This window comes from Halomonas sp. THAF12 (assembly GCF_009363675.1).
Taxonomy (GTDB): domain Bacteria; phylum Pseudomonadota; class Gammaproteobacteria; order Pseudomonadales; family Halomonadaceae; genus Halomonas; species Halomonas smyrnensis.
The window spans coordinates 2265036-2288184 of the sequence record NZ_CP045399.1 but is presented as its reverse complement, the minus strand read 5'-3'; the positions used below and the strand labels follow the sequence as shown (position 1 = coordinate 2288184).

28 protein-coding genes are annotated in these 23149 nt (G+C 67.9%); 6 read left to right on the top strand and 22 right to left on the bottom strand.

Annotated features, from left to right (window positions below):
• Position 1: 1 nt before the first annotated feature.
• The 10 genes from FIU88_RS10510 to FIU88_RS10465 all read right to left on the bottom strand — a co-directional run bounded on the left by FIU88_RS10510 (position 2) and on the right by FIU88_RS10465 (position 8662).
• Entirely contained in the window at positions 2–283 is a 282-nt protein-coding gene (locus FIU88_RS10510) for a DUF503 domain-containing protein (protein WP_152479189.1), read from the bottom strand.
• 385 nt (positions 284–668) lie between these two features.
• Positions 669–998, bottom strand: a complete 330-nt coding sequence (locus tag FIU88_RS10505; protein WP_152479188.1) for a hypothetical protein — start codon at positions 996–998, stop codon at positions 669–671.
• A 211-nt stretch (positions 999–1209) separates the two neighbouring features.
• The gene (locus FIU88_RS10500) at positions 1210–1779 is read right to left on the bottom strand and encodes an SCO family protein (protein WP_152479187.1); all 570 of its coding nucleotides are present in this window, start codon (positions 1777–1779) and stop codon (positions 1210–1212) included.
• A gap of 81 nt (positions 1780–1860) precedes the next feature.
• Positions 1861–2328 (bottom strand): copper chaperone PCu(A)C, encoded by a 468-nt coding sequence (locus tag FIU88_RS10495; RefSeq protein ID WP_152479186.1) that lies wholly within the window; start codon positions 2326–2328, stop codon positions 1861–1863.
• A 34-nt stretch (positions 2329–2362) separates the two neighbouring features.
• Positions 2363–2701: a hypothetical protein gene (locus FIU88_RS10490; RefSeq protein ID WP_152479185.1), complete on the bottom strand. Its 339-nt coding sequence runs from the start codon at positions 2699–2701 to the stop codon at positions 2363–2365.
• A 72-nt stretch (positions 2702–2773) separates the two neighbouring features.
• Positions 2774–3877, bottom strand: a complete 1104-nt coding sequence (locus FIU88_RS10485) for a patatin-like phospholipase family protein (RefSeq protein ID WP_152479184.1) — start codon at positions 3875–3877, stop codon at positions 2774–2776.
• Positions 3878–4026: 149 nt separating this feature from the next.
• Positions 4027–5769, bottom strand: coding sequence for a sodium:solute symporter (locus FIU88_RS10480; protein WP_152479183.1), 1743 nt, complete (start codon positions 5767–5769; stop codon positions 4027–4029).
• A 119-nt stretch (positions 5770–5888) separates the two neighbouring features.
• A complete protein-coding gene (locus FIU88_RS10475) occupies positions 5889–6377 on the bottom strand; it encodes an NYN domain-containing protein (RefSeq protein WP_016855317.1) in 489 nt (162 codons plus the stop codon).
• Between the two features lie 60 nt (positions 6378–6437).
• The gene (locus FIU88_RS10470) at positions 6438–7490 is read right to left on the bottom strand and encodes a proline racemase family protein (protein ID WP_016855316.1); all 1053 of its coding nucleotides are present in this window, start codon (positions 7488–7490) and stop codon (positions 6438–6440) included.
• Positions 7487–8662, bottom strand: a complete 1176-nt coding sequence (locus FIU88_RS10465; protein WP_152479182.1) for a zinc-binding dehydrogenase — start codon at positions 8660–8662, stop codon at positions 7487–7489. Before FIU88_RS10465 ends, FIU88_RS10470 begins: the two co-directional genes overlap by 4 nt.
• A 354-nt stretch (positions 8663–9016) precedes the next feature.
• Between FIU88_RS10465 and FIU88_RS10460 the strand changes: the two genes are divergently transcribed.
• Complete coding sequence (locus FIU88_RS10460; protein WP_016855314.1) at positions 9017–9205, top strand: hypothetical protein; 189 nt, start codon at positions 9017–9019, stop codon at positions 9203–9205.
• A 52-nt stretch (positions 9206–9257) separates the two neighbouring features.
• Positions 9258–9497 (top strand): hypothetical protein, encoded by a 240-nt coding sequence (locus FIU88_RS10455; RefSeq protein ID WP_253742500.1) that lies wholly within the window; start codon positions 9258–9260, stop codon positions 9495–9497.
• A gap of 17 nt (positions 9498–9514) precedes the next feature.
• On the opposite strand, the gene FIU88_RS10450 is transcribed toward FIU88_RS10455, so the two are convergent.
• The 6 genes from FIU88_RS10450 to FIU88_RS10420 form a co-directional block, all read right to left on the bottom strand.
• Positions 9515–10630, bottom strand: coding sequence for a histidinol-phosphate transaminase (locus FIU88_RS10450; RefSeq protein ID WP_152479181.1), 1116 nt, complete (start codon positions 10628–10630; stop codon positions 9515–9517).
• Between the two features lie 178 nt (positions 10631–10808).
• Positions 10809–11303, bottom strand: coding sequence for a phosphate-starvation-inducible PsiE family protein (locus FIU88_RS10445; protein WP_152479180.1), 495 nt, complete (start codon positions 11301–11303; stop codon positions 10809–10811).
• Positions 11304–11606: 303 nt separating this feature from the next.
• Positions 11607–12338 (bottom strand): RNA methyltransferase, encoded by a 732-nt coding sequence (locus tag FIU88_RS10440; protein WP_152479179.1) that lies wholly within the window; start codon positions 12336–12338, stop codon positions 11607–11609.
• Between the two features lie 267 nt (positions 12339–12605).
• The gene (gene groL, locus FIU88_RS10430; protein ID WP_016855309.1) at positions 12606–14255 is read right to left on the bottom strand and encodes a chaperonin GroEL; all 1650 of its coding nucleotides are present in this window, start codon (positions 14253–14255) and stop codon (positions 12606–12608) included.
• A gap of 58 nt (positions 14256–14313) precedes the next feature.
• Positions 14314–14607 (bottom strand): co-chaperone GroES, encoded by a 294-nt coding sequence (locus FIU88_RS10425; protein ID WP_016855308.1) that lies wholly within the window; start codon positions 14605–14607, stop codon positions 14314–14316.
• Between the two features lie 204 nt (positions 14608–14811).
• Entirely contained in the window at positions 14812–15330 is a 519-nt protein-coding gene (locus FIU88_RS10420; RefSeq protein ID WP_152479177.1) for an FxsA family protein, read from the bottom strand.
• 176 nt (positions 15331–15506) lie between these two features.
• Between FIU88_RS10420 and FIU88_RS10415 the strand changes: the two genes are divergently transcribed.
• A complete protein-coding gene (locus tag FIU88_RS10415; protein WP_152479176.1) occupies positions 15507–16268 on the top strand; it encodes an SDR family NAD(P)-dependent oxidoreductase in 762 nt (253 codons plus the stop codon).
• A gap of 41 nt (positions 16269–16309) precedes the next feature.
• Here FIU88_RS10415 and FIU88_RS10410 read toward each other — a convergent pair whose 3' ends face one another.
• A complete protein-coding gene (locus tag FIU88_RS10410) occupies positions 16310–16588 on the bottom strand; it encodes a ComEA family DNA-binding protein (RefSeq protein WP_152479175.1) in 279 nt (92 codons plus the stop codon).
• Between the two features lie 208 nt (positions 16589–16796).
• Here FIU88_RS10410 and pyrF point away from each other — a divergent pair, with 208 nt between their 5' ends.
• Positions 16797–17525, top strand: a complete 729-nt coding sequence (gene pyrF, locus FIU88_RS10405) for an orotidine-5'-phosphate decarboxylase (protein ID WP_152479174.1) — start codon at positions 16797–16799, stop codon at positions 17523–17525.
• Here pyrF and lapB read toward each other — a convergent pair.
• The 3 genes from lapB to FIU88_RS10390 are packed head-to-tail and all read right to left on the bottom strand — an operon-like array spanning position 17503 to position 19370.
• Positions 17503–18687, bottom strand: coding sequence for a lipopolysaccharide assembly protein LapB (lapB, locus tag FIU88_RS10400; protein ID WP_152479173.1), 1185 nt, complete (start codon positions 18685–18687; stop codon positions 17503–17505). The genes pyrF and lapB overlap by 23 nt on opposite strands.
• A gap of 2 nt (positions 18688–18689) precedes the next feature.
• Entirely contained in the window at positions 18690–18995 is a 306-nt protein-coding gene (locus FIU88_RS10395; RefSeq protein ID WP_016855302.1) for a lipopolysaccharide assembly protein LapA domain-containing protein, read from the bottom strand.
• Positions 18996–19049: 54 nt separating this feature from the next.
• Complete coding sequence (locus FIU88_RS10390; protein ID WP_272943086.1) at positions 19050–19370, bottom strand: integration host factor subunit beta; 321 nt, start codon at positions 19368–19370, stop codon at positions 19050–19052.
• A gap of 225 nt (positions 19371–19595) precedes the next feature.
• Between FIU88_RS10390 and FIU88_RS10385 the strand changes: the two genes are divergently transcribed.
• Together FIU88_RS10385 and FIU88_RS10380 are read left to right on the top strand one after the other, a co-directional pair.
• A complete protein-coding gene (locus FIU88_RS10385) occupies positions 19596–19889 on the top strand; it encodes a succinate dehydrogenase assembly factor 2 (protein ID WP_016855300.1) in 294 nt (97 codons plus the stop codon).
• Position 19890: 1 nt separating this feature from the next.
• Positions 19891–20247: a hypothetical protein gene (locus FIU88_RS10380; RefSeq protein WP_152479172.1), complete on the top strand. Its 357-nt coding sequence runs from the start codon at positions 19891–19893 to the stop codon at positions 20245–20247.
• A gap of 119 nt (positions 20248–20366) precedes the next feature.
• On the opposite strand, the gene nadB is transcribed toward FIU88_RS10380, so the two are convergent.
• Both nadB and FIU88_RS10370 read right to left on the bottom strand, forming a co-directional pair.
• Positions 20367–21953, bottom strand: a complete 1587-nt coding sequence (nadB, locus tag FIU88_RS10375) for an L-aspartate oxidase (protein ID WP_152479171.1) — start codon at positions 21951–21953, stop codon at positions 20367–20369.
• Between the two features lie 26 nt (positions 21954–21979).
• On the bottom strand, positions 21980–23107 hold the full coding sequence (locus FIU88_RS10370) for an FUSC family protein (RefSeq protein WP_152479170.1): 1128 nt from the start codon (positions 23105–23107) through the stop codon (positions 21980–21982).
• Between the last annotated feature and the right edge of the window lie 42 nt (positions 23108–23149).

Below are 23149 nucleotides of genomic sequence, written 5' to 3'. Positions count from 1 at the left end.
CTTACAGCATCTCGCGGTGTGCTTCGGTGACGCGGCCGTCCACGCCCCGCTGCAGCCTGTCCTCGATCTCGCTGCGCAGCGACTCGACCTCCGGCACCGAGGGTCCTGTGACCACGAAGGTCCACTCGCTGGTCGTCAGGCTATCGCGCGCGCCGCTCTCGCAGACCGCCACGGCAGGGTGACGCCCATAGCGCTGGTGCAGCCCGCCCATTCGTTGACGTTTCTCCTTCAGGGAATCGCAGCGGGGCAGGGCGAACGTCATGGTCAGGATGCCGATATGCATGGGGAATCCTCGAGAATGGCGCCCGGGCAGGGGGCAACACGGTGATGCGCAGAAGCGGGCTCTCGACTCGATTGATGTCTATCGGGCTCGAAGAGATGCTTAAACTGCTTTGTCGTGACTTTTAATAGTGCCCATTCATGGTTCGTTACTTGCTTTGCCATCCGTGCCGAAAGGGACGTGGCGGTAGTCATCGGGGCAAAGTGCAAGGATTATTCGATCCTGGCAAGTGTCTTACTGCGGTGAATCTTCCCGTGTCGTTTTATGGGTCAAGAGGGCTATCGGAAAAGGGGGAAAGATAGCGCCGCAAGCCTTCATTCATCGATCGACAGCAGGTGGTATCCGCCGAGCCGGGCAAGAAGGGATGTCGGGTGTGATCGCTTGCTGACTAGACCCGCTGAATATCGATGACATAGCCGATGATCGGATAGCCGGCCTTGTTGGCGGCCTTCTCGGCTTCCATCTGGGCCTCGAGCCTGGAGATGCTGGTGGAGTGATACTCGAAGGCGGTGTCCAGTTCCAACTGCTTGGTGCGCACGGCGAGCTTGACGATATGGCCGGTCTTCATCTCGCTGGCGGATGCCGTGGGCGGTTGTGGCTTCTTCGTGGTGGACCGAGTGGCTTTCTGAGGCTTGGCGGGCCGAGATCCGGCTTCGAGAAAGGCGTCGATCTCCTTGTGCATGGATTTTTCGAAATCTTCTAGATCGTCTGTGTTCATCGGGTTCCTTCGTAGTGGCGTATCGGACACGGTGATTCTGCTACATCGGGCGGGGCTTGGCTATCTATCGACCCGGCTCACGCCAGGACGTTCGCCGACCGTCATCTAGCGGGGCCGTTCGAGGAGCAACCCTCAGCCGGGGCAGGAAAAGCGCCAGGGAAGGACGCCGGGCGTGAGGCCCGGCGCTCGGACCGGTGTTGTGCTGCGAGCGTCAGCTCTGGGAGGCGAGGCGTTCGATATCGGCGACGATGTTATCCAGCGGGTCGCTGTCGCGCAGCAGCAGCTGGGCATCGCCCTGCGGGTCGAAGGCGAAGACGGCGCTGGAGTGGGTGACGTCGTAGCGGCCGTGGGCGTCCGGCTCGTCGTAGGAGTAGGTGATGCGGTAGCGGTTGGTCAGCGCATCGATCTGCTCGGTCTCGCCGGTGAGGCCGATGAACTGCGGCCCGAAGGCATCGGCATACTGGCCCATGACCTCGGGCGTGTCGCGCGCCGGGTCCACCGAGACGAACAGCACCTGGACGTCGTCGCGGAGCTCGTCGTCGAGCTGGTGGGTAGCCGCCGAGAGCCGCGCCAGGGTGGTCGGGCAGACGTCCGGGCAGTGGGTGTAACCGAAGTAGAGCAGCGTGGTCTTGCCCGCGTAGTCCCCGGCGTGGACCGTCTCACCGTGTTCATCGACCAGGCTGAAGTCGAGGGGCGGCATGATCTCGGAGACATCGGTGGTACGCCAGTTCTGATCGCTGCAGCCGGCCAGCGTCAGCGCGGCCACCAGCGGCAGGGTCAAGCGAGGGGCAGTCCGGCGTAAAAGCGTCCGGCGGGTCAGGGCGACGGGCATGAAGGCTCTCATGGTTAACGACATCTCGGACTACAGGGAGGCGGGGGACACCACGTCGAAGTTCACCGGCACAGGCGGCTGGTCGGCGAACTCCAGCGTGACCTCGAGCTCATCGCCCACGGCGAGCGGCACGGCGCGCTTCATGAACATCAGGTGGTAGCCCTTGGGCGCGAATTCGAGGGTGTCCCCCGGGGCGACTTCCAGCTCGGAGACCGAGTGCATGCTCGACATCCCGTCCTCCTGCATCGTCTGGTGCAGCATGACGTGCCCGAAGGCGTCGCTGCCGGCGCCGGTCAGGGTGACGGTCTCCTCGCCGGTGTTGTGCAGGCGGAAATAGCCGGCGGCAGGCAGATCGCCTGGCATCAGCCGCAGGCGGGCATCGCTGACCTCGAGCTCGCTGGCCTGCACGCTGCCGGCGGCCAGGAGGGCGGTGAGCAGGCCCAGTGTCAGGCGGTGGGCGGTGCGGGTCAGCCGGTGGTGGCGTGGTGCGCTTGCCATGGTGTCGTCTCTCCGTTCAGGATGCGCCCGGGGATCAACACACGGCCGACAGGCTGCAGTGCGACTGATAGCGGCGCGAGGTGATGTCCAGGGTCAGGCGGTCGGCGCTGGTATCGTAGAAGAAGGAGGCATAGCCGTTCTCCGAGTCATCGGTGCGATACAGCCCGCAGACGCCGTAGCCGTACTGGACCTCCTGCAGGTTCTTGAGATCGATCTCGCCGCTGGCGCCGAGCTCGGCGGCCAGGGCCTGGCGGATCTCGTCGTCGCGGCCGCTGTCGGACAGCGCCTGGCCACCGAAGATGAAGGTGGCCAGGGCCAGGATCGCGACCACCGGAATGGTCAGCAGGAAGAGGAAGGGGCGCTTGTGAGTCATGCGGGCGATTCTATGTCGCCCCCCGAAGACAGACAAGCGGGCCGCGGCATTTGGCCGCGGGCCGGCCATGCCTCAGGCCCGGCGCTGGGTGTCGGTGTCGGCGCCCTCGGCATCGTCGGGGTGGCTGAGCGGGCCGAAGGTGTCGTCGAACACGGTGTCGAGGTCGAAGGAGGAGTGTTGGCCGAGGGCCTCGAAGTGTTCGTCGAGCCAGCGATCGGCCCACGCGCGGCCCTGGTCGTGCAGCCGCGAGATGAATTCCCACTCGGCGTTCATCTTGCTCGAGGCGCTGAGTTCCTGGACGTCATGTTCGGCGTGGATCAGGTGCAGACGCATCGCGCGCACGCGCTCGAGCTCCAGGCCCTCGACGTCGATCAGCCGCTGGAGCAGCTGGATGCTGCGCAGCTCCTTGATCAGGCTCGAGTTGAAGGTGATCTCGTTGACCCGGTTGATGATCTCGCGGGCACCGTCGGGCAGCTTGTTGCGCACCAGCGGATTGACCTGCACCACCACCAGATCGCTGCAGCCGCGGTGGTCGACCAGCGGATAGAGCGCCGGATTGCCGCTGTAGCCGCCGTCCCAGTAGGCCTCGCCGCCGATCTCCACGGCGGGGAACAGGGTGGGCAGGCAGGCCGAGGCCATCAGGGTATCCAGCGTGAGGTGGGGCTGGGTGAAGATCGTGGCCCGGCCGGTGCGCACGTTGGTGGCGTTGACGAACACCTTGATCCGGTCGCAGGCGTTGACCCGTTCGAAGTCGACCTGCTCCTCGACCAGGTCGCGCAGCGGGTTGATGCTGAGGGGGTTGAGTCGCGCCGGATCGATCAGCCGGGTGAGTCCCTCCATGAACAGGTAGCCGGGAGAGTGATCGAGACTGTCGTTGCCCACCAGGCGATCCCAGAAGGTGCGGCGCAGCGGCGAGAAGCGCGACAGCCGGCTCACCGCGTGCCAGAACTCGCGCAGCGCTTGGCGGGCGCCGTCGCGGCCATCGCGCTGCAGGCCGCCGGCGAGCATCACGGCATTCATGGCGCCGGCGCTGGTGCCGCTGATGGCATCGAGCTCGAGGCGTTCGTCCTCCAGCAGGCGGTCGAGCACGCCCCAGGTCAGGGCGCCATGTGAGCCGCCGCCCTGCAGGGCCAGGTCGATGCGCTTGCGCGCTGCCGTCGGGGTATCGTTCGCCATGCCTGTTGCCTCCGCTTTCGCTCGCCATGCTGCGATGCAGTATAGGCGCCCGGGGCGTTGACTGCCGGCGGGTCCCCGTCGTTGAGGACGCTTGAGACCAGTCGCAGGCGCCGCGGCCTCGCAGGGCCGCGGCGCCACGCGGTCAGGTGTCAGCTCTGGAGAGCCGTCGTCTGGCGGGTGTCCTGCCGGCGGCTGCGCACCGCGCGATAGCCCACGGCGCCGGCGATGACCAGCATGCCGCCGCAGCCGATGGCCAGGGCATAGGCGCCGGTGACCGCGGACTCGGCGATGCCGAAGCGGCCGGCCAGCTCGGCCAGGGTGTCGGCGTACTGACGCCACAGGAAGGCGCCGACGCCGACGCCCGCCAGCATGGTGAACACCGCGACGCCGCGGGAACCGGCGGTCCAGCCGGCGGGCTCGTGCTCGTCGTCGCGATGCAGGAAGGCCCGATAGTCGCTCTCGGCTTGGCTGACCCGGGTCATCGACGAGGCCGCGGCGATCGCCACCAGGGCCATCAGGGTGCTGAGCAGCACGGGGTGCAGATAGGTCGGCAGCGTCAGCCATTCGGCCTGGACCATCAGCGACAGGATGAGGTTGCCGACGAAGCCGATCGTCAGGCCCCAGCCGGCGCCGGCGGCGGTGATCCGGCGGCTCCAGATGCTCATCAGGGCCACCGGGCCCCAGGACGAGGCGAACAGGGTCGCCGCGAACCACACCACGGCCATCACCGCCGGCGGCTGGAACAGCGCCAGGATCAGGGCGATCAGGCCGGCGCCCAGCACCGCGAAGCGGCTGGTGCGCATGGCCGCGGCCTCGCCGCTGTTGGCCGGCATGATGTCGTTGGAGATGCTGAAGCCGATGATCGACAGGAAGGTCGAGCAGGACGACAGGCCGGCGGCGAAGACGCCGGTGAGGATCACCACGCCGAGCCAGGTCGGCAGCACGTTGAGGGCCGCCCACACCATGGCGCGTTCACCGTTCAGGGTCGGGTCGTAGAGGTTGATCGCCGCGCCGGTGATCATCATCAGGGCGTAGAAGACCGCCAGCGACACCGCGGTGAGCATGGCCGAGCGCATGACCACGTGCTCGTTGCGCGCCATCAGGTAGCGGCTGGACTGCCAGGGGCTCGCCGCCAGCACGGCGGCCCACACCAGCCCCAGGGTCAGGCCCCAGGTCAGCGCTTCGCCCGGCGTGGAGAAGGTCGCCTCGTCGCCCTGAAGCACGCCGTGCCAGAGCGCGATGCCGGGCTTGTCGCTCTGGGTCAGCAGGCCCTCGACCACGCCGTGCCAGCCGCCCAGTTCCTGGATGATGTAGAGCGAGCCGCCGAGGGCGGCTACCGAGAAGATCACGAACATGATGGTATCGGTCAGCATCACGCCCGGCGAGCCGGAGTAGAGGATGAAGCCGGTGTAGGTCAGCCATACCAGCACCAGGCCGACCCAGTAGGGCAGGCCGGTGAGCTCCTGGAACATGATGCCGGCGCCCTGCATCACGCCCAGCAGGTAGGCGCCCAGACCGAGCACCGTGGTCAGGCCGGCGATCCGCTGCACGCGCTTGGAGGCGAAGCGCTTGCCGAAGAACTCCGGCACGGTCAGGGCGCCGCTGCGGCGCAGGTAGCGGCCGAAGGCCAGCGCGCCCAGCAGGCACCCGGAGGTGCTGATGGCGGCGAAGATGAGCATCACGAAGGGATAGCCCTGATAGGCGAAGCCGGTCTCGCCGAGAAAGGCGCTGGTGCTCAGGTAGCTGGCGACGAGGGTGCCGAGGATGAGAAAGGTCGGGGCGTTGCGTCCGGCGACCAGGTAGTCGTCGAGGTGCTTGACCCGTCGTCCGGCCAGATGGCCGATGACGAAGTAGCCGATCAGGCTCAGCAGGATGGCGCTGGTATAAACCATGGTGGGAACCGTGTGTTGTCGAGTTGTGCCGCCACATGATGCGGTTCCGTCCACGGCGGGGCGTTCTCGCAGCGTCATGATACAAGGCCAATACGACATGGGCCCCGTCACAGGGCCGGCTAGCGCGAGGCGTTCCCCATCAGCAGCGCGCCCTCGACCGGCACGAAGCGGTCGGCCGAGCGGATCAGGGCGTCGGCGGTATAGGCGGGCACGCCGAACACCTCCACCTCGACCCCGAACCGTTGGCGCAGCCTGTCGACCAGCGGCGCGAAGTCGCCGTCGCCGGAGATCAGCACCACCACGTCGGCCTCACCGGCATGGTCGATGGCGTCCAGGGTGATGCCCACGTCCCAGTCGCCCTTGGCCGAGCCGTCGGCGCGCCGGATGAAGGGCTTGAGCCTCACCTCGAAGCCGATGGCGCGTAGGATGTTCTGGAACTGACGCTGTTTCTCGTCGCCGCGGTCGATGGCGTAGGCGAGGGCGTGGCCGACCCGCCGGCCCTCGGTGGCGCGGGCCCAGAGGGCGTTGTAGTCGACGTTGCGGCCGTGGGCCTGGCGGCTGGTGTAGTAGAGGTTCTGGACGTCGAGCAGGATCAGTGCCGTGGGCATGCGGGGTCTCGGTGGGCAAGGTGGGAAGAGCCGGCGCGCCGAAGAACGGCGCGCCGGCGATCAGTCCGCGGCGTCGGACCGCGAGCCGAGAATATGGTATACGCTGCCGTCGCGCACCATGGGATCGTCGGGATTGACGACGATATCGGAGTGCGCCAGCACGAAGGCCTTGCCGGTGATGGTGTTCTCCACCACCGTCTGGCCGCCCTCCTGGCGGGTGCCGGTGAACTGGCCGATGAAGCCGGTCTCGCGCAGCGACACGGTCTCGAGCCGGTCGCCCGGCCGGATGCGGCCCTCGTGATGCATCAGCGCCAGGCGTGCCGAGGTGCCGGTGCCGGTGGTGCTGCGGCAGATCACGCCGGGATGCACGTAGGTGGTGGAGCGCGAGCGGTAGAAGCCGTCGGCGACCTCGGTCACCGGGCCCATGAAGTGCAGGAAGGGCAGCGGGCCCACGTCGCCCAGGGTGTAGTGGGTGAAGCCGCGCTCGGCCTGGAGCGCCTCGACGATCTTGTAGGCGCAGTCGGACAGGGCTCGCTCCTCCTCGCGGACCAGCGAGAAACCGAGCTCGGTGGCATCCACCAGGGCGTAGAAGCCGCCGCTGTAGGCCACGCTGTAGGTGACCTCGCCGATGCCCGGGACGTGAATCGTCTCGCGGTAGGTGTCGATGTAGCTCGGCAGTCCCTCGCAGGTGATGGCCTCGACCACGTCGTTCTCGACCAGCGCCTCGATCTGCACGCGCCCGGCGGGCGATTCCAGCAGGAAGTGCTGGCGCCCCTCGCGCTTGGGCACCAGCCCGGCCTCGAGCACCGCGGTGGCGGTGCAGATGGTGTTGGAGCCGGAGTAGATGGGATAGCCCATCACTTCCATGATGATGTAGCCGGCCGCGGCCTCCGGATCGCTGGGCGGCACGATCAGATCGACCGACATCTCGGGGATGCCGTAGGGCTCGTCGAGCAGCAGCGTGCGCAGGCCGTCGGCGCTGTCGCGCAGATAGTGCATCTGGTCGCGCACGGTGGCGCCCGGCAGCGGCGTGACGCCGCCGAGCACGATGCGGCTGACGTCGCCGCCGGCGTGGGTGTCCATCAGCCGCAGCGTCAGTTCGGGCTTGCTCATTGTGTTCCCTCTAGGGCGAAGGGCGCGCCGTGTTCGTCCCATTCGGCGTCGGGGACGATCACGATCTTGCCGAGATAGTGGCTGCCGCGATTGACGAAGTAGCGCTCCGCCGCGTGCAGGTCGGAGAGCCTGAAGGCCGCGTGCAGCACCGGCCTGAGCTGGCCGCCACGGATCCATTCCACCAGCTGCTCGGCCTCCTCCCGGGTGCCGTGGGAGACGCCGAAGATCTGCACCTGGTAAAGATAGATGCGGGTCCACATGACTTCGCTGACGTTGCCGCCGCTGGCGCCGGCGATGGACAGCCGCGGGTAGGTCGAGCGGGCCGACATGTCGAAGATCATGGCGTCGATGAATCGGTCGGTCATCTCGCCGCCCACCAGGTCCATCACCGCATCGAGCGGGGCACCGCCGGTCACGGCCTTCACCCGTTCCTCGAAATCGCTCATGTCGGAGCGGTCGAGCACCGCCTCGGCGCCGAGCTCGATCAGGGCGTCGGCCTTGTCGGGCTGGCTCAGGGCGTAGGGAATGGCGCCGACGACCCGGCACAGCTGGATCAGGGCGGTGCCCACGCCGCCGCTGGCGCCGGTGACGAGCACGCGCTCGCCCGACGTCACGCCGGCCGCCGTCATCATGTGATAGGCGGTCTGATAGGAGCACATGCCCATGGCCGCCAGCTCGGCATCGGCAAGCTCGGCGTTGGGCACAGAGTGGAACTGGTCCGAGGGCACGGCGACGTACTCGGCGAAGCCGCCGTCGGCGCCGTGGCCGTAATAGTCAGGCGTCAGATTGATGTCGCGGCGGGCGTCGGCGTAGAGGTTGAAGTCGAGCAGGCCGCGCTCGCCGAGCCGCGAGGCCTCGACGCCGTCGCCCGTGGCGACCACCCGGCCCACGATGTCGGCGCCCTGGATGCGCGGGAAGGTCAGGGTCGGGGAGCCGCCCATGGCGAACGAGGTCACGTCGCCCTGATCCTTGGTCGGGTAGAGGCCCTCGCGGGCCTTGCGGTCGGTGTTGTTCTTGGCCGTGGCGGTGACCTTGACCAGCACCTCGCCGGCGCCGGGGCGTGGCGTCGGCACGGTCTCGTCATAGACCAGCCGGTCCACGTCGCCGTGGCCGACCAGTCGCATGGCGGCCATGGTGGAAGGGACATTGTCGGGCAGGGACGCAGCGCCCATCGGCTCGCTCCTGTTGTCGGGTGGGTGTTGCGTGACGATAGCAAAGTCGTGGGGGCGCTCCATCCGCGGTTTTTTCCGATTTCGGGCGACGCAATGGGGGATTTTTCGGCGGTGTTCGGGCCTAGCCGCGCCGAGCCCATCGGGAAGCTGCCGAGGATGCCGGCCAGAGGCAGGGGCGTGGCGATCTCGCCACGGGCGAGCCCCGTGCCTTCCCGCCCGGTACGGGGCGCTTCTCGCCCGACAAGGGGCCGAAGTGTTTCCGACAGGAGACAGGGTGCGTCGTCGCGGCGCCACATGGGTAAGGCCTGTGGGCTGCGCTAGAATGGCGGTCATCCATCAGGCCCAGGAGGTACCATGTCAATTCGCCCGCTGACCCTTGCGACCCTGCTGCTTGCCGCCCTGTTTGTGGCCGGCTGCAGCTACACGCCCGCCCGCATCGACCCCGAGCCGCTACTCGAGATCGGTGGCCACCATGATCACGACCATCGCAGCCATGGGGGTGGCTTCTGCCCGCCGGGGCAGGCGAAGAAAGGGCGCTGCTGAGATGATCTCCTCACGTCGCCGCGGCGTCATGGGAGGCCTGGCATTGGCGGCCATGCTGCTTATGACGGGGTGCAGCTACACGCCGGCGCGCATCGACACCGGCCCTCTGGTGGAGGTCGGCGGCTATCACCATGGTCATCGCCATCACGAGCGTAGGGAGTATCGCCACTATCGCCGTCATGACGATCACTACCGCGAGCGTCGCCACCATCGGCGTCACCGCGACGACCGCGATCACCGTCGTCGCGGCGGCTTCTGCCCGCCCGGGCTGGCCATGCAGGGGCGCTGCTGAGTGGCGCCGCCTGCCTGCTAGCCTTCACTTCCTTCCGCGAGTGCCGCTTCCAGCGTCGCCAGCCGGCCCGGCACCAGGGCATCCTCGACCGCGGTGATCCGCAGCAGGTGGCCGAGTGCCGGATGGGCCGCGCGGGCGGTCAGCTTGCCCTCGTCCAGCAGGGCCGCGTGAACGCGTGCGGCCAGCTCGGCGCTGGGCAGGCGAAGGGCGATGAAGTTGGTGGCGCTCGGCAGCACGTCGACACCCAGGGCGCGGAAATGCGCCGTCAGCCGCTCGCGCCGCGCGATCACGTCGCGCAGATGGCGGTCGATCTCGGCGGGATGATCCAGCACCACCTCGGCGGCCGCCAGGCTGAGCGACGACACCGCATAGTGGATGCGCACCTTCTGCATCATGGCTCGCGTCTCTGGCTCGACGATCGCGTAGCCGACGCGCAGCCCGGCCAGCCCCATGGCCTTCGACAGCGTGCGGCAGCGGATCACGCCGGGCAGGGCGCGGGTGAAATCCGGCGCGTCGGCGTCGTCGCGGAAGTCGTGATAGGCCTCGTCCAGCAGCAGCCAGCAGTCGTCGGGCAATGCCTGGCGGAAGCGGGCAACGTCGTCGGCCGCGTGTCGATGGCCGGTGGGATTGTCCGGATTGGCCAGATACACCAGCCGGGCGTCTTCCCGATGCGCGGCGGCGGCCAGGGCGTCGAGGTCCGGCGCCAGTCGCGCTTCGTCCTCTCGATAGTCGACCTCCACCAGGCGGCAGCCCTGGCCGCGGGCGAAGTAGCCGAAGGTCGGGTAGGTGCCGGCGGAGGCGATGACGGTGGTGCCGGTCGGGGCCACCGTGCGCAGAGTAAGGGCCAGCAGGCTGTCGCAGCCGGCATCCACCAGCAGGCTGTCGACGTCGAAACCGTGGCGGCGCGCCAGGCGCTCACGCAGGGCCAGGGCCTCGGCGTCGCCGTAGCAGGTGACGTGCTCGGCCATGGTCTCGCCGAAGTGCTCACGCAGCGCGGCATGGGGCATGTCGAGCCCCTCGTTGGAGCCTAGCCGATGAGGAATGGCGTGGCCCAGGCGCCGCTGCAGCGCCGCGAGGCCGGGAAAGGGGTTGTCGGGGCCGGGCGTATAGAGGTGATCGGCGAAGCGGGGCATGGGACCTCTCTCGATGCGCGGTGGAGTCGTCGCCCGGCCCGAAGGCGGCCGGGCACGCGGCTGTCGAGAGAGGTTACCGGCCTGCCCGGTGGTTCTGCCAGTGTTGCCGGTGTCTGTCTGCCCGACGAGAGGAGGGGCTCGGGTTGAGGGGGCGAGTCGATAAGCGGACCGCCACGGCTTACTGCTTGCGGGCGACCAGCCAGTGAGTGACGCCGAGGGCCAGCACCACGGCGGCGATGGCGAACACGTACTCGGCCGAGACGGCCTCGATGTCCAGCACGATCACTTTTCGGGCGATGGCCATCAGGGCGGTGGCGATCACCAGCTGTATCGGCAGCACATCGGTACCGAGATACAGGCGAATGTTGATGAAGATCTCGATGGCGATCAGCACCACCATGAAGGCGCCGAAGAGGCGGAAGAGGTCGCCGACTTCCAGCAGCAGGAAGGGCGGAGAGGCGAGCTGCTGATAGAGCACGTAAACGACGTCCAGGACGCCCCACAGGATCACGAACACCATCAGCACGGCCAGTACCTTGACGCCCATGCGAATGACGCGGTGCAGGACGCCGATCAGCGGATCCTCGTGTTCTTTCGGAAGCTCGTCGTGAATCAGGTGCTGCCGCTTTCGCGGGGTAGCGTCGGGCGAGGGTTTTTCAGGCTCGCTGCGCATGGCGACTCTCCTGGGCGGTGGACTCCTTCACTCTGCCACCTTGTGCCGGAGCGGCAAAGAAAAACGCCACGACGCGAGCGTCGTGGCGATATTCCCATCCTCCCTGGGCATCGTCCCGATGCCGAACGGCGTCCCTGAGGAGCGTCCTGCCCCTGGCGTCCCTGGCGAAGCGAGTGGCAGTGTCCGTTGCCGGTTCCCGTCTTGGGCAGTTGTAGTCTCGGCCAGGGGCATGACGGTGGGGTGAATCGACGATGACGATTCGATGTCGATCGGCGCCTTGGCGTCCGTCTCCTGCTTCAGGCCTCAGCCTTCCGCGTCGGGCTCCAGCGAACTCAGCAGCCCGCGCAGCAGCGAGAGCTCCTTGCGCGAGGGCTGGGCACGAGCGAACAGCGCCTGCAGCTGTTCCTCGGTGCGGGCATGGGGCTGGGTGATGAAGCCGCTGGCTTGCATCAGGCGAGACAAATGGTCGTGGAAGTGGCCCAGCTGCTCCCGGGTCGGCTGGCGATCCTGGGCCGGCCGAGCGGCCTGGAAGCCGCTATCCGGGCGCTGTCGCCAGGCGCGGAAGGTCTCGTAGGCCAGCACCTGGACGGCCTGGGAAAGATTGAGCACGCCGTAGTCCGGGTTGGCGGGAATGCTGACCTGGTGACTGCAGCAGCGGATCTCGTCGTTGGTCAGCCCGAAGCGCTCGCGGCCGAATACCAGGGCGACGGGATCGCCCGCGGCATGCGTCACCAGCGACTCGGCCATCTCGGCGGGCTCGTCGAAGTGGGGCAGGGGCATGCTGCGCAGTCGGGCGCTGGCGCCGATCACCTGGACACAGTCGCTCACCGCCTCTTGCAGCGAGCCGGCCACTCGGGCTGCGTCGACGAGGTCCTCGGCGCCGGCGGCCAGTCGACTGGCCTCGGGGTGAGGGAAGTCGCGCGGGTTGACCAGCACCAGGTCGGTGAGCCCCATGGTCTTCATGGCCCGCGCCGAGGCGCCGATATTGCCGGGGTGGTAGGTCTGGACGAGGACGATACGGATATTGGAAAGCATGGACAGAGGGCGCAGCCAGGTGGTGAGAGACGTAAGTCGTGTATCTTACCGCGCCAAGCCGCCAAGCCGCCAAGCCGCCAAGCCGCCAAGCCGCCAAGCCGCCAAGCCGCCAAGCCGCCAAGCCGCCAAGCCGCCAAGCCGCCAAGCCGCCAAGCCTGTCTTGCGCGGTTCGGCCATTGGCTGGAGGGGGCTCTCGCCACAACGAAAAGACCCCCGCCGGTCTCCGGCGGGGGTCTTTCTCAGGCGGGGCCTGGGGCAGGGGGCCGATTACATCATGCCGCCCATGCCTCCCATGCCGCCCATGCCGCCCATGTCGCCGCCACCGGCAGCTTCCTGCTCGTCCGGGTCGTCGGCGATCATGCACTCGGTGGTGATCATCAGGCCGGCAACGGAACCTGCGGACTGCAGGGCGCTACGGGTGACCTTGGCCGGATCCAGCACGCCCATGTCGAACAGGTCGCCGAATTCGCCGGTCTGGGCGTTGTAGCCGAAGTTGCCCTCACCGTCCTTGACGCGGTTCAGGATGACGGAAGCCTCCTGGCCGGCGTTGGTGACGATCTGGCGCAGCGGCGCTTCCATGGCGCGCACGGCGATGGCGATGCCGTGGGTCTGGTCTTCGTTCTCGCCCTTGAGGCCGGCGACCTTGGTCAGCACGCGGATCAGGGCGGTACCACCGCCAGGCACCACGCCTTCCTCGACGGCGGCGCGAGTGGAGTGCAGGGCGTCCTCGACGCGAGCCTTCTTCTCCTTCATCTCCACTTCGGTGGCGGCACCGACGCGGATCACGGCGACACCGCCAGCCAGCTTGGCAACGCGCTCCTGGAGCTTCTCGCGATCGTAGTCGGAGGAGGTCTCTTCGATCTGGGCGCGGATCTGGTTGACGCGGGCCTCGATGTCAGCGTCCTGGCCGGCACCATCGATGATGGTGGTGTTTTCCTTGGACATGGTCACGCGCTTGGCGGTGCCCAGGTGGTCCAGGGTGGCCTGCTCGAGGTCCAGACCGACTTCCTCGGAGATCACGGTGCCGCCGGTCAGGATGGCGATGTCCTGCAGCATGGCCTTGCGACGGTCGCCGAAGCCCGGGGCCTTGGCGGCCGCGACCTTGACGATGCCGCGCATGGTGTTGACCACCAGGGTGGCCAGGGCCTCGCCTTCGATGTCCTCGGCGATGATCACCAGCGGCTTGCCGGCCTTGGCGACGGCCTCGAGGGTCGGCAGCAGTTCGCGGATGTTGGAGATCTTCTTGTCCACCAGCAGGATGAACGGATCTTCCAGTTCCACGGCCATGGTGTCCTGGTTGGTCACGAAGTACGGCGACAGGTAGCCGCGATCGAACTGCATGCCTTCCACGACGTCCAGCTCGTCTTCGAAGCCACGGCCTTCGTCGACGGTGATGACGCCTTCTTTACCGACCTTTTCCATCGCTTCGGCGATGATGCGGCCGATGTTGGTGTCGCCGTTGGCGGAGATGGTGCCGACCTGGGCGATGGCGTTGGAGTCGGTGCACGGCACGGCCAGCTCGCCGACTTCCTTGACTGCGGCCTGGATGGCCTGGTCGATGCCGCGCTTCAGGTCCATCGGGTTCATGCCCGCGATGACGCCCTTCAGGCCTTCGTTGACGATGGACTGGGCCAGCACGGTGGCGGTGGTGGTGCCGTCACCGGCCACGTCGGAGGTCTTGGAAGCGACTTCCTTGACCATCTGCGCGCCCATGTTCTCGAACTTGTCCTTGAGCTCGATCTCCTTGGCCACGGAGACGCCGTCCTTGGTCACGGTCGGCGCGCCGAAGGACTTTTCCAGCACCACGTTGCGGCCCTTCGGGCCCAGGGTAGCCTTGACGGCGTTGGCCAGGGTGTCGACGCCTTTCGCCATGCGAGTGCGGGCATCGCTGGAGAACTTGACTTGTTTCGCTGCCATTTTCGTAGGTTTCCTGTGAGTTCGTGAACGTCGGTTTCGAGCGGGTGGCGGTCTAGGCTTAGCCTTCGACGACGGCCAGGATGTCGGACTCGCTCATGATCAGCACTTCTTCGCCGTCGATCTTCTGCTTCTCGACGCCGAAGCCATCCTTGAAGATCACGGTGTCGCCGACCTTGACGTCCAGCGGACGAACGTCGCCGCTGTCCAGGATCCGGCCGTTACCGGCGGCGAGCACTTCGCCACGAGTCGGCTTTTCCTGGGCGCTGCCCGGGAGCACGATGCCGCCAGCGGTTTTCTGCTCTTCTTCGACGCGACGGATGACGACGCGATCGTGCAAGGGACGGATGTTCATTGCTCACGTTCTCCTGATGGTTTGCTGTGCCAGGGCGTCGCTGCCCCGGCGTTTTCATCATCAACCCGCAGGTCTTGCTGCGGGGTGAAGGCGTCTGCCTTCCGTGGGGATGATTCCGGCGGGCCGGAATCGAAACTCGTTGCTGTCGGATAAGTGGGGCTGGCCAGTGGGCTTTCAAGCCCCCGTCCGAAAATTTTTTGCCATTCAGCCGCGGCGCTCGTCGTGGGCGATGAAGTCGCCTTCCAGCGGCTCGCCGTCCTCGTCGTGAGAAGAGGTGCGCGTGCCCGGCTCGTGTGACTCGCCGGCCTGCTGCCAGTCGGCGTCGCGCCCCTGGCGCGCCTGATAGGCACCGGCCTGCATGTGCACGCCCTGGAAGCGCATGCCGGCCCGGCCCAGCAGTCGGCCGAGCAGGCGGCGAGCGTCCGGAATCAGGCACATGAAGCCCAGGGCGTCGGACAGGAAGCCTGGGGCCATCAGCAGGGCACCACCGAAGATCAGGGCGGCACCGGTCAGCAGCTCGCCGGAGGGCAGCTCGCCACGGTTCATGCGCTCCTGGGCGCGGGCGAAGGTGGCGACGCCTTCCCGGCGGATCAGGTGCAGACCCAGGAAGCCGGTGCCCAGCACCAGGGCCAGGGTGGTCAGCAGCCCGATATGGCTGCCGACCGTGAACAGCAGGACGAAGTCGAGCAGGGCGAAGACGGTAAAGAAAGCGAGAAGGGGCATGATGACTCCGCGTTGACGAATGCCCGATAGATGGGGGCGTCGTGCCGGGAAATCAAGCCTCGACCAAAAGCCGAGTGTTGCATCGCAACATTCGGGATAAGCTGAGTACGACAGGCACTTGCCCTGGCGGTGTGATGGCCGGGACGAGACGCGACACCATCGGCGGGAGACTCGACATGACACTGCAGGATCGCATCATTGCCATTACCGGCGGCGCCCGTGGTCTGGGCCTGGCGATGGCCGAACGTCTGGGCCGTGAGGGCGCGACCGTGGCGCTGCTGGATCGTGACGGCGACAGCCTGGATGCCGCCGTGGGTCGGCTGGCAGAGGCCGGCGTCGGCGCGCGGGGGTTCGTGGTGGACGTGGCCGATGAGGGCTCGGTGGCCGCCGTCTTCACCGCCGTTGAGGAGGCCCTCGGCCCCATCGATGGCCTGGTCAACAACGCCGGCATCGTGCGCGACGGCCTGCTGGTCAAGGCGAGGGAAGGCGAGGTGTCGGAGCGCCTGTCGCTGGCGGACTGGCAGCAGGTGATCGACGTCAACCTGACCGGCGTCTTCCTCTGCGGGCGCGAGGCGGCCACCCGGATGATCGAGGCCGGCCGCCAGGGCGTGATCGTCAATATCTCCAGCGTGGTGCGCGGCGGCAACGTCGGCCAGAGCAACTATGCGGCGGCCAAGGCCGGCGTGGCGTCGCTGACCGTGACCTGGGCCCGGGAGCTGGCCCGGCACGGCATTCGGGTGGGGGCGGTGGCACCCGGCTTCATCGAGACCGAGATGACCGCGACGCTGCGGGAAGACATCCTCGAGCGCATCACGGACGGTATCCCGCTACGTCACATGGGGCAGCCCGGCGATATCGCCGAGAGCGTGGCCTTTATCTTCACCAACGACTACTTCACCGGGCGGGTGGTAGAGTGCGACGGCGGGCTCAGGGTCTAGGCCATTCCGACGCCGCCCGAGCGCCGCCGTCCGACGGTTTCTCAGAACGTGACCTGCTCGGAGAGCCTCTCGACGGTCATCTCGCCGATGCCGCTGACCCGGGCGAGATCGTCGGCGGACTCATAGGGTCCGTTGGCCTCGCGATCCTCGACGATGGCCTCGGCCTTCGTCTCGCCGATTCCCGGCAGCTCGGTCAGTAGCGTGGCATCGGCGGTGTTGACGTTGATCGGCGCCATCTCCTGGGCGGTGACCGGTGATGCCAGGCCGAGCATCAGCGTCAGCCCCAGGATGGCGATGCCTGTCGTGTAACGTGTCCTCATGGCGGAATGTCCTCTGCGGTTGGCTTTTGATCAGGGGCCATGGTGGTCCCTGCCTCCAAGCTAGTGCCGGTGAGGGCCCTCGGATGTGAGCGAATGACGGCCGCCGCCATGGGTCATGTACGACATTCGCTGCGAGCGATCTCGCCATGCGTCCGGGCACATGACTGATATACTGCGCGGGTCCATTCAGCTGCCAGGAGCCCAGCTCGTGCCCACCGCGTCCCCTCTGATCATCGCCCTCGACTACGCTTCGCTGGATGCCGCCCTGTGCATGGCCGACCGGCTCGATCCGTCTCGCTGCCGGGTTAAGGTGGGCAAGGAACTGTTCACCCGCAGCGGCCCCGCCGTGCTCGAGGCCCTGCACGGCCGCGGGTTCGAGGTGTTTCTGGACCTCAAGTTCCACGACATTCCCAACACCGTGGCCGGTGCCGTTCAGGCCGCGGCCGAGCAGGGCGTGTGGATGGTCAACGTGCACGCCGGTGGCGGCGGGCGGATGATGGAGGAGGCCAAGCAGCGGCTGGTTCAGCACGACCTGTCCACCCGCCTGATCGCGGTCACGGTGCTGACCAGCATGGGGGGCGAGGATCTGGCGGAAGTGGGCGTTACCGCCACGCCCGCCGAACAGGTCGAGCGTCTGGCGGCGCTGGCCCGGGACAGCGGCATGGACGGGGTGGTGTGCTCGGCTCAGGAGGCCGCGCGGCTGCGCACCCTGTGCGGCGATGACTTCCTCAAGGTGACGCCGGGGATTCGTCCGGCCGCGGCCGAGGCCGGTGACCAGCGGCGGGTGATGACGCCGTCGGAGGCCATGGCGGCCGGCAGCACGCATCTGGTGATCGGGCGCCCGGTGACCCAGGCCGACGACCCCATGGCGGCGTTGGCCGCCATCGAGGCGGAGCTGGCGGGGGGGCTGAGCGCTATTCGCCCTCGATCCCGGTGATCGGTTTGGTGGTGCCCCAGCTGCGACAGCGGGGGCACTGCCACAGCAGCGGCTCGCCGCTGAAGCCGCAGCGCTGGCAGCGATGACGGGGGCGGGCCTTGAGCAGGGTATGCGTGTGGCGCTGCAGCAGCTCGATGCGTGGATTCCCGGTGCTGCCTTCCTGCTGGTGATAGAGCCGAATCAGGTAGTCCACGGCGCCGAGGCTCGGCGAGCGCTCGAGTTCGCGGGTCAATAGGGCCTGGGCGGCTTCGGTGTCTCCCTGATGGCGGCGCAGGGCCTCGGCCAGCATGATGATGACGCTGGTGTAGGGCGCGATCTCCAGCAGCGACTCGAGATGACGAATCAGCCCCTCTTCGTCGTCGAGCAGGCGGTAGGCGCGGCCGAGGGGCTCGAGCAGGGTGGGAATGAAGTGCTTGTCCTGATCGGGGATGCGCTGCAGCAGGCGAATGGCCTGGCGATACTGGCCCGTCTCCAGGGCCATGTCGGCCAGCATCAGGTTGGCGCGCACGCACCGGCGGTCGGTGGCGAGAGCCTGCTTGAGGTGGCGTCTTGCCAGCACCGGACTCGCCGACTGGCGCTCCTGGTCGGCGATCTCGCACAGCCAGTGCGCCGCGGCGCGGCGCACGTCGTCACTCTCCTTCACCAGTGCCGGCTGGGCCACGTCCAGGGCCTGCTGATATTCGCCTTCCCGCTCCAGCAGGTCGACCAGCAGCTTGCGCGCGGCGTGGCGATGTTCGCTGTTCTGGCTGTCCTTGATCAGCGAGAAGAGCAGCCGCTCGGCGCGATCCAGCAGGCCGAGCTGCAGGAAGTCACGCGACAGCTCCAGCTGCACCCGATCACCCTGCTCGCCGCTGAGCGTGGGGCGTGCCAGCAGGTTCTGGTGGACCTTCACCGCGCGGTCGGCTTCGCCGCGAGTGCGAAACAGGTTGCCCAGGGCAATGTGGGTCTCGATGGTATCGCTGTTGACCTCGAGGGCGCCGATGAAGGTCTCGATGGCGCGGTCCTGCTGGTCGTTGAGCAGATAGTTGAGGCCCACGAAGTAATCGCGGGCCAGCGTCGGGGGCTGAGAGGCGGGGGCGGTGGTCCGGCGTTCGCGGCGGCCGAGCCACCAGCCGATGGCGACCGCTGCCAACAACAGGGCCAGCAGCAGAACATCGGTCATGCTCAGGGCAGTTCCTTCATCTCCTGGACGCGCAGCTGGTCCAGCTCCTTGCGCTGCTGCTGATTATGGCGCTGGGCGCGGGTCAGCAGGGTGCGCAGGCGGAGGTAGACGCCGCCCATGGCGAGCATGCCCAGCAGCACACCGACCACCAGACTGGAGAGCAGCCAGACGGAAAGCGACGCCGACGGCAGTTCGATCCAGATCAGGTTGAGGGGCAGGGCCTGCTGATTGTTGACGGCGAACAGAATGCCGACCAGCAGTACCACCAGCAGGATGACGGCCAGGATCAGGCCTTTGAGCCAACGCATGTGTGAGTTCCCGTGTCGTGTGGAAAGAGAGGGAAGGGCGGTCGGATACGCCCGTCAGTAACCGAGGGCGCGGCTGGCGTCCACCTGCTCGCGCAGCTCCTTGCCGGGTTTGAAATGCGGGACGAACTTGCCGTCGAGATCGACGGGGTCGCCGGTCTTGGGATTGCGACCGACGCGCGGCTCGCGATAGTGCAGCGAGAAGCTGCCGAAGCCGCGGATCTCGACGCGCCCGCCCTCCGCCAGGGTGTCGGTGATGTCATCCAGGATCAGCCGTACGGCGGCCTCGACATCCTTGACGGACAGCTCGGGCTGTCGCATGGCAATCTGCTCGATCAATTCGGACTTGGTCATCGGCTCTCTCCGTGCTGTCCTGATCCGGCCGTGGGGCGCAGGGCGATCGTTACTCAAAGCATACTGTGCAACTTTCGATAAAACAACGCACTAGCCTGCACACGCAAGTCTCGTGCCGCTGTCGGGCCCGTGCCCGACGCTGGTCGGCCCTTGGTCGTACCGCAAGCGCATCGGCCGGCGCGCGGGCTGCCGGGGGGCGGATGGCTCGGGTATACTGTCGCCACATTCATCGGATCAACGAGGCCGATCTTGAACGACGATTCGTCCGCGGCAGCCGCCCTTCGCAAGCGCCTCTACTGGCATTCCCGTCGTGGCATGTGGGAGCTCGACCTGCTGCTGATTCCCTTCCTGGAGCAGCGCTATGATGATCTTGGCGAGCAGGATCAGGCCGCCTATCGCACCCTGATCGACGAGGAGGATCAGGATCTCTTCGCCTGGCTGATGCGCCGCGAGTGGCCCGAGGAGCCCGAGCGCCGCCGCATCGTCAAGATGATCGTCGAGCATGCCGAGAGCACCGATAACGATCACTATCGCAACCTCTAGGTTGTCGCTGCTTGCCCAGGGCCTGCCGGCCCTGGGTGTGGTGGGGTGGCTGGGTCTGTACGCCCCGTGGTGGGCGGCCCTGGCGGCGGCGGTCCTGATGGGGGCCGTACTGGTCGATGCCGCGCGGCGCCGACCGAGCGGTACCCTGCGTCTGCAGGCTCGTGACCAGGCCGCGCCGCTGCTGGCCTGGCGCCACGACGGTGCTGAGCATTGGCAGCAAGTGCCGCTGCGGTGCGACTATCTGGGGCCCTGGCTGATCGGCCTGCGCCTGCCCGGTAGGCGCCTGTGGCTGTGGCCCGACAGCGGTGATGTCGAATCGCTGCGTCGGCTGCGCAAGGCGCTTCGCTCTCTTTCCTGACGCTTTCCTGATGCTTTCCCGGCGTTCTCCTGAGGCAGGTTTCCCCGATGCCGTGCCCCCGTGCCATGGGTCGCGACGCCCCGCGTTGCCCTGGCCGCCGCTTCGTGCCGTCTTCCCGTTCAGTCGTTGAGCGAAACCAGATCACTGAGATGGACACGAGACGGCTGCGGCGCGGGGTCGCCGTGCAGCGGGCAGTCCGGATTGAAGTGCAGGCCGCGGGATTCGCGCCGCGACCGGGCGCTGGCCACGGTGAGCCGTGCCAGGCGCAGGGCGTGCCACAGCCGGGCGAGGGCGACGCTGGGCGTTGCGTCGGCGATGCGTGGCGCCAGACGCTCGGCGAGCTCGGCGAGGCGCCGCTCGGCCGTGGCGAGTCCGGCATCGTGGCGCACGATGGCGACGTTCTCGCTCATGATGCCGCGCACCTCGGCGAGCAGCGTCCGGCATTCCGTCTCCGGCACCGTGGAGGTGCCGGGGTGCCACGGCGTCAGTGGGGCCGAATGGGCGGGGGCGGCATGGCGCAGGCGGCGGGCACAGCTGCGGGCGAAGGCCAGGCACTCCAGCAGCGAGTTGCTGGCCATCCGATTGGCGCCGTGCAGCCCGGTGCCGGCGACTTCCCCCACGGCATAGAGGCGCGGCACCGTGGTAGCGCCCTCGAGATCGGTGCTGACGCCGCCGCAGCTGTAGTGGGCGGCCGGGACCACCGGAATCGGCTCGTGGGCGATATCGATGCCGCGGGAGGCGCAGTGGGCGTGGATGGTGGGGAAGTGGTGGCGAATGGCGTCTTCCCCCAGGTGGCGCACGTCGAGCCAGACATGCTCGCGGCCGCTGCGTTGCATCTCGGCGTCGATGGCGCGGGCGACCACGTCGCGGGGAGCGAGCTCGGCACGGGGGTCGACCTCGGGCATGAAGCGATGGCCTTCGGCATCGAGCAGATGGCCGCCTTCGCCGCGCACGGCCTCGCTGATCAGGAAGGGCGGTCCATCCGGGTCGAACAGGCAGGTGGGGTGGAACTGCTGGAATTCCAGGTTCATCAGCTCGGCACCGAGCTCGGCCGCCATCAGCATGCCCTCGCCGCAGGCCGGATCGGGGCTGGTGGTGTGGCGGAACAGGCCGCTGGCACCGCCGGTGGCCAGCACGGTGTCCGCCGCCGGCAGCTCCACCAGCCTGCCTTGCTCGTCGAGGCAGCGGGCGCCACGGCACTGGCCAGCCGTATCACCGATCAGGCCGATGGCGGTCAGGTCGGTGCGCAGCCGGATGTGCGGATGGTGTTCGACGTGCTGTCGCAGGGTTTCCACCACGGCGCGCCCGGTGGCGTCATCGGCATGGATGATGCGGCGCGCGCCGTGGCCGCCTTCCCGGGTCAGGTGATACGGATAGCGGGCCTCGGGGTCGGGGTCCGGGGTGAAGGGCACGCCCAGCGACAGTAGCCAGGCGATGGCGTCCGGCCCCTGTTCCACGGTAAAGCGGACGGAGGCCTCGTCGCACAGGCCATCGCCGGCCACCAGGGTGTCGGCAACGTGGGCCTCCAGATCGTCGTCCGGCGACAGCACGGCGGCGATGCCGCCCTGGGCCCAGCGACTGGCGCCCAGGGCATCGCGGGACGGCTGCAGCAGCGTCACGGGACGTTGTTCGGCGATCTCCAGGGCCAGTACCAGGCCGGCGATGCCGCCGCCGATGATCAGGGTCTCGTGGGTGCTGTCGGGCATCGGAGGGTTCCTTTCATGGCGGGGCGTTACCGCGGGGCATCACCGCTGTCGTGGGGCTCGAGCAGGCCGTGGCGCGAGGCGCCCTTGCGCAGACGGCGGCTGGGCAAGCGTTCCAGGCTGCCCAGCCGCTCGACCAGCTCGCCGGTCAGGCGAGCCAGCTCGCGGTTCAGCCACAGGTAGCCGCTGGGGCTGAACAGGCGCCGGCCGTCCTCGGCGCGGGCGTCGCCGGCGAGGCCGGCGTGACGCTGCAGGTCGAAGGGCGCGAGGTCGACGTCGATGGGGTGGCCGGTGCGTACCTGGAAGGCCAGGGTGCCGATGCCGCGGGCCAGGGTGTGCTGCTGATCGCGCAGCCCTTCCATGGCATCGATGAGCTCGTGGCCGGCGCGGGTGTTCCAGTGGGTTTCCAGCAGCAGTTCGATGGTCGAGAACATGCGGCGCTGCAGGGAAATGAGCTCGTCCAGCTCGATCCGGGTCAGGCGGTTCTCGCGGTGGATGGCATCGACCAGGCCGCGCTGCTTGACCAGCAGCTTGCTGCAGCCCTTGAGCAGCTCGTGGGTGTCGAGATCGGGCGGCGCGCTGGCCGAGGTATGGGCGTGATAGAGCCGGGCCATGTGGTCGAGGTGATCGGCCAGGGCGAAGCGCAGCAGGTCGGTGGCCTTGTGGGGCAGGACCAGTACGGTGACGCCGATGCCGATCAGGGTGCCCAGCAGCACATTGAAGCTGCGCCACAGGGCGGCATCCAGCTCCGGCGTGCTGCCGCCGACCACCAGCAGCAGGCTGATGGCGAACATCAGGCCGCCGTAGCCGAAGCGCTTGCTGAACGTGTACCAGGTCACCGCGGCGATGCCGGCGAGGGCGCCGAGATGCAGCAGGGCCGGCCAGGGCGTGAGGGTGACGATCAGCAGCAGCCCCCAGAGGGCGCCGATCAGCGAGCCCAGCAGGCGCTGGCGCCCCTTGTCGAGCACGCCGCCGATGTGGGGCAGGTTGCCCATCACCATCACGGTGCTGACCAGCGCCCAGCCGCGGTGCGGAAGATCGAAGGGTTCGGTGACCGCATAGGCGACGATCAGTGCCAGCGCGACGCGCAGCACGTGCAGGATGCGGCGATGCTGATTCGTGAAGTAGGGATCGCGGAGCGGGCGTACCAGCTTCATGGGGGAGGGTACCGTCGACAGGTCGGCCCATGGCGGGTCAGG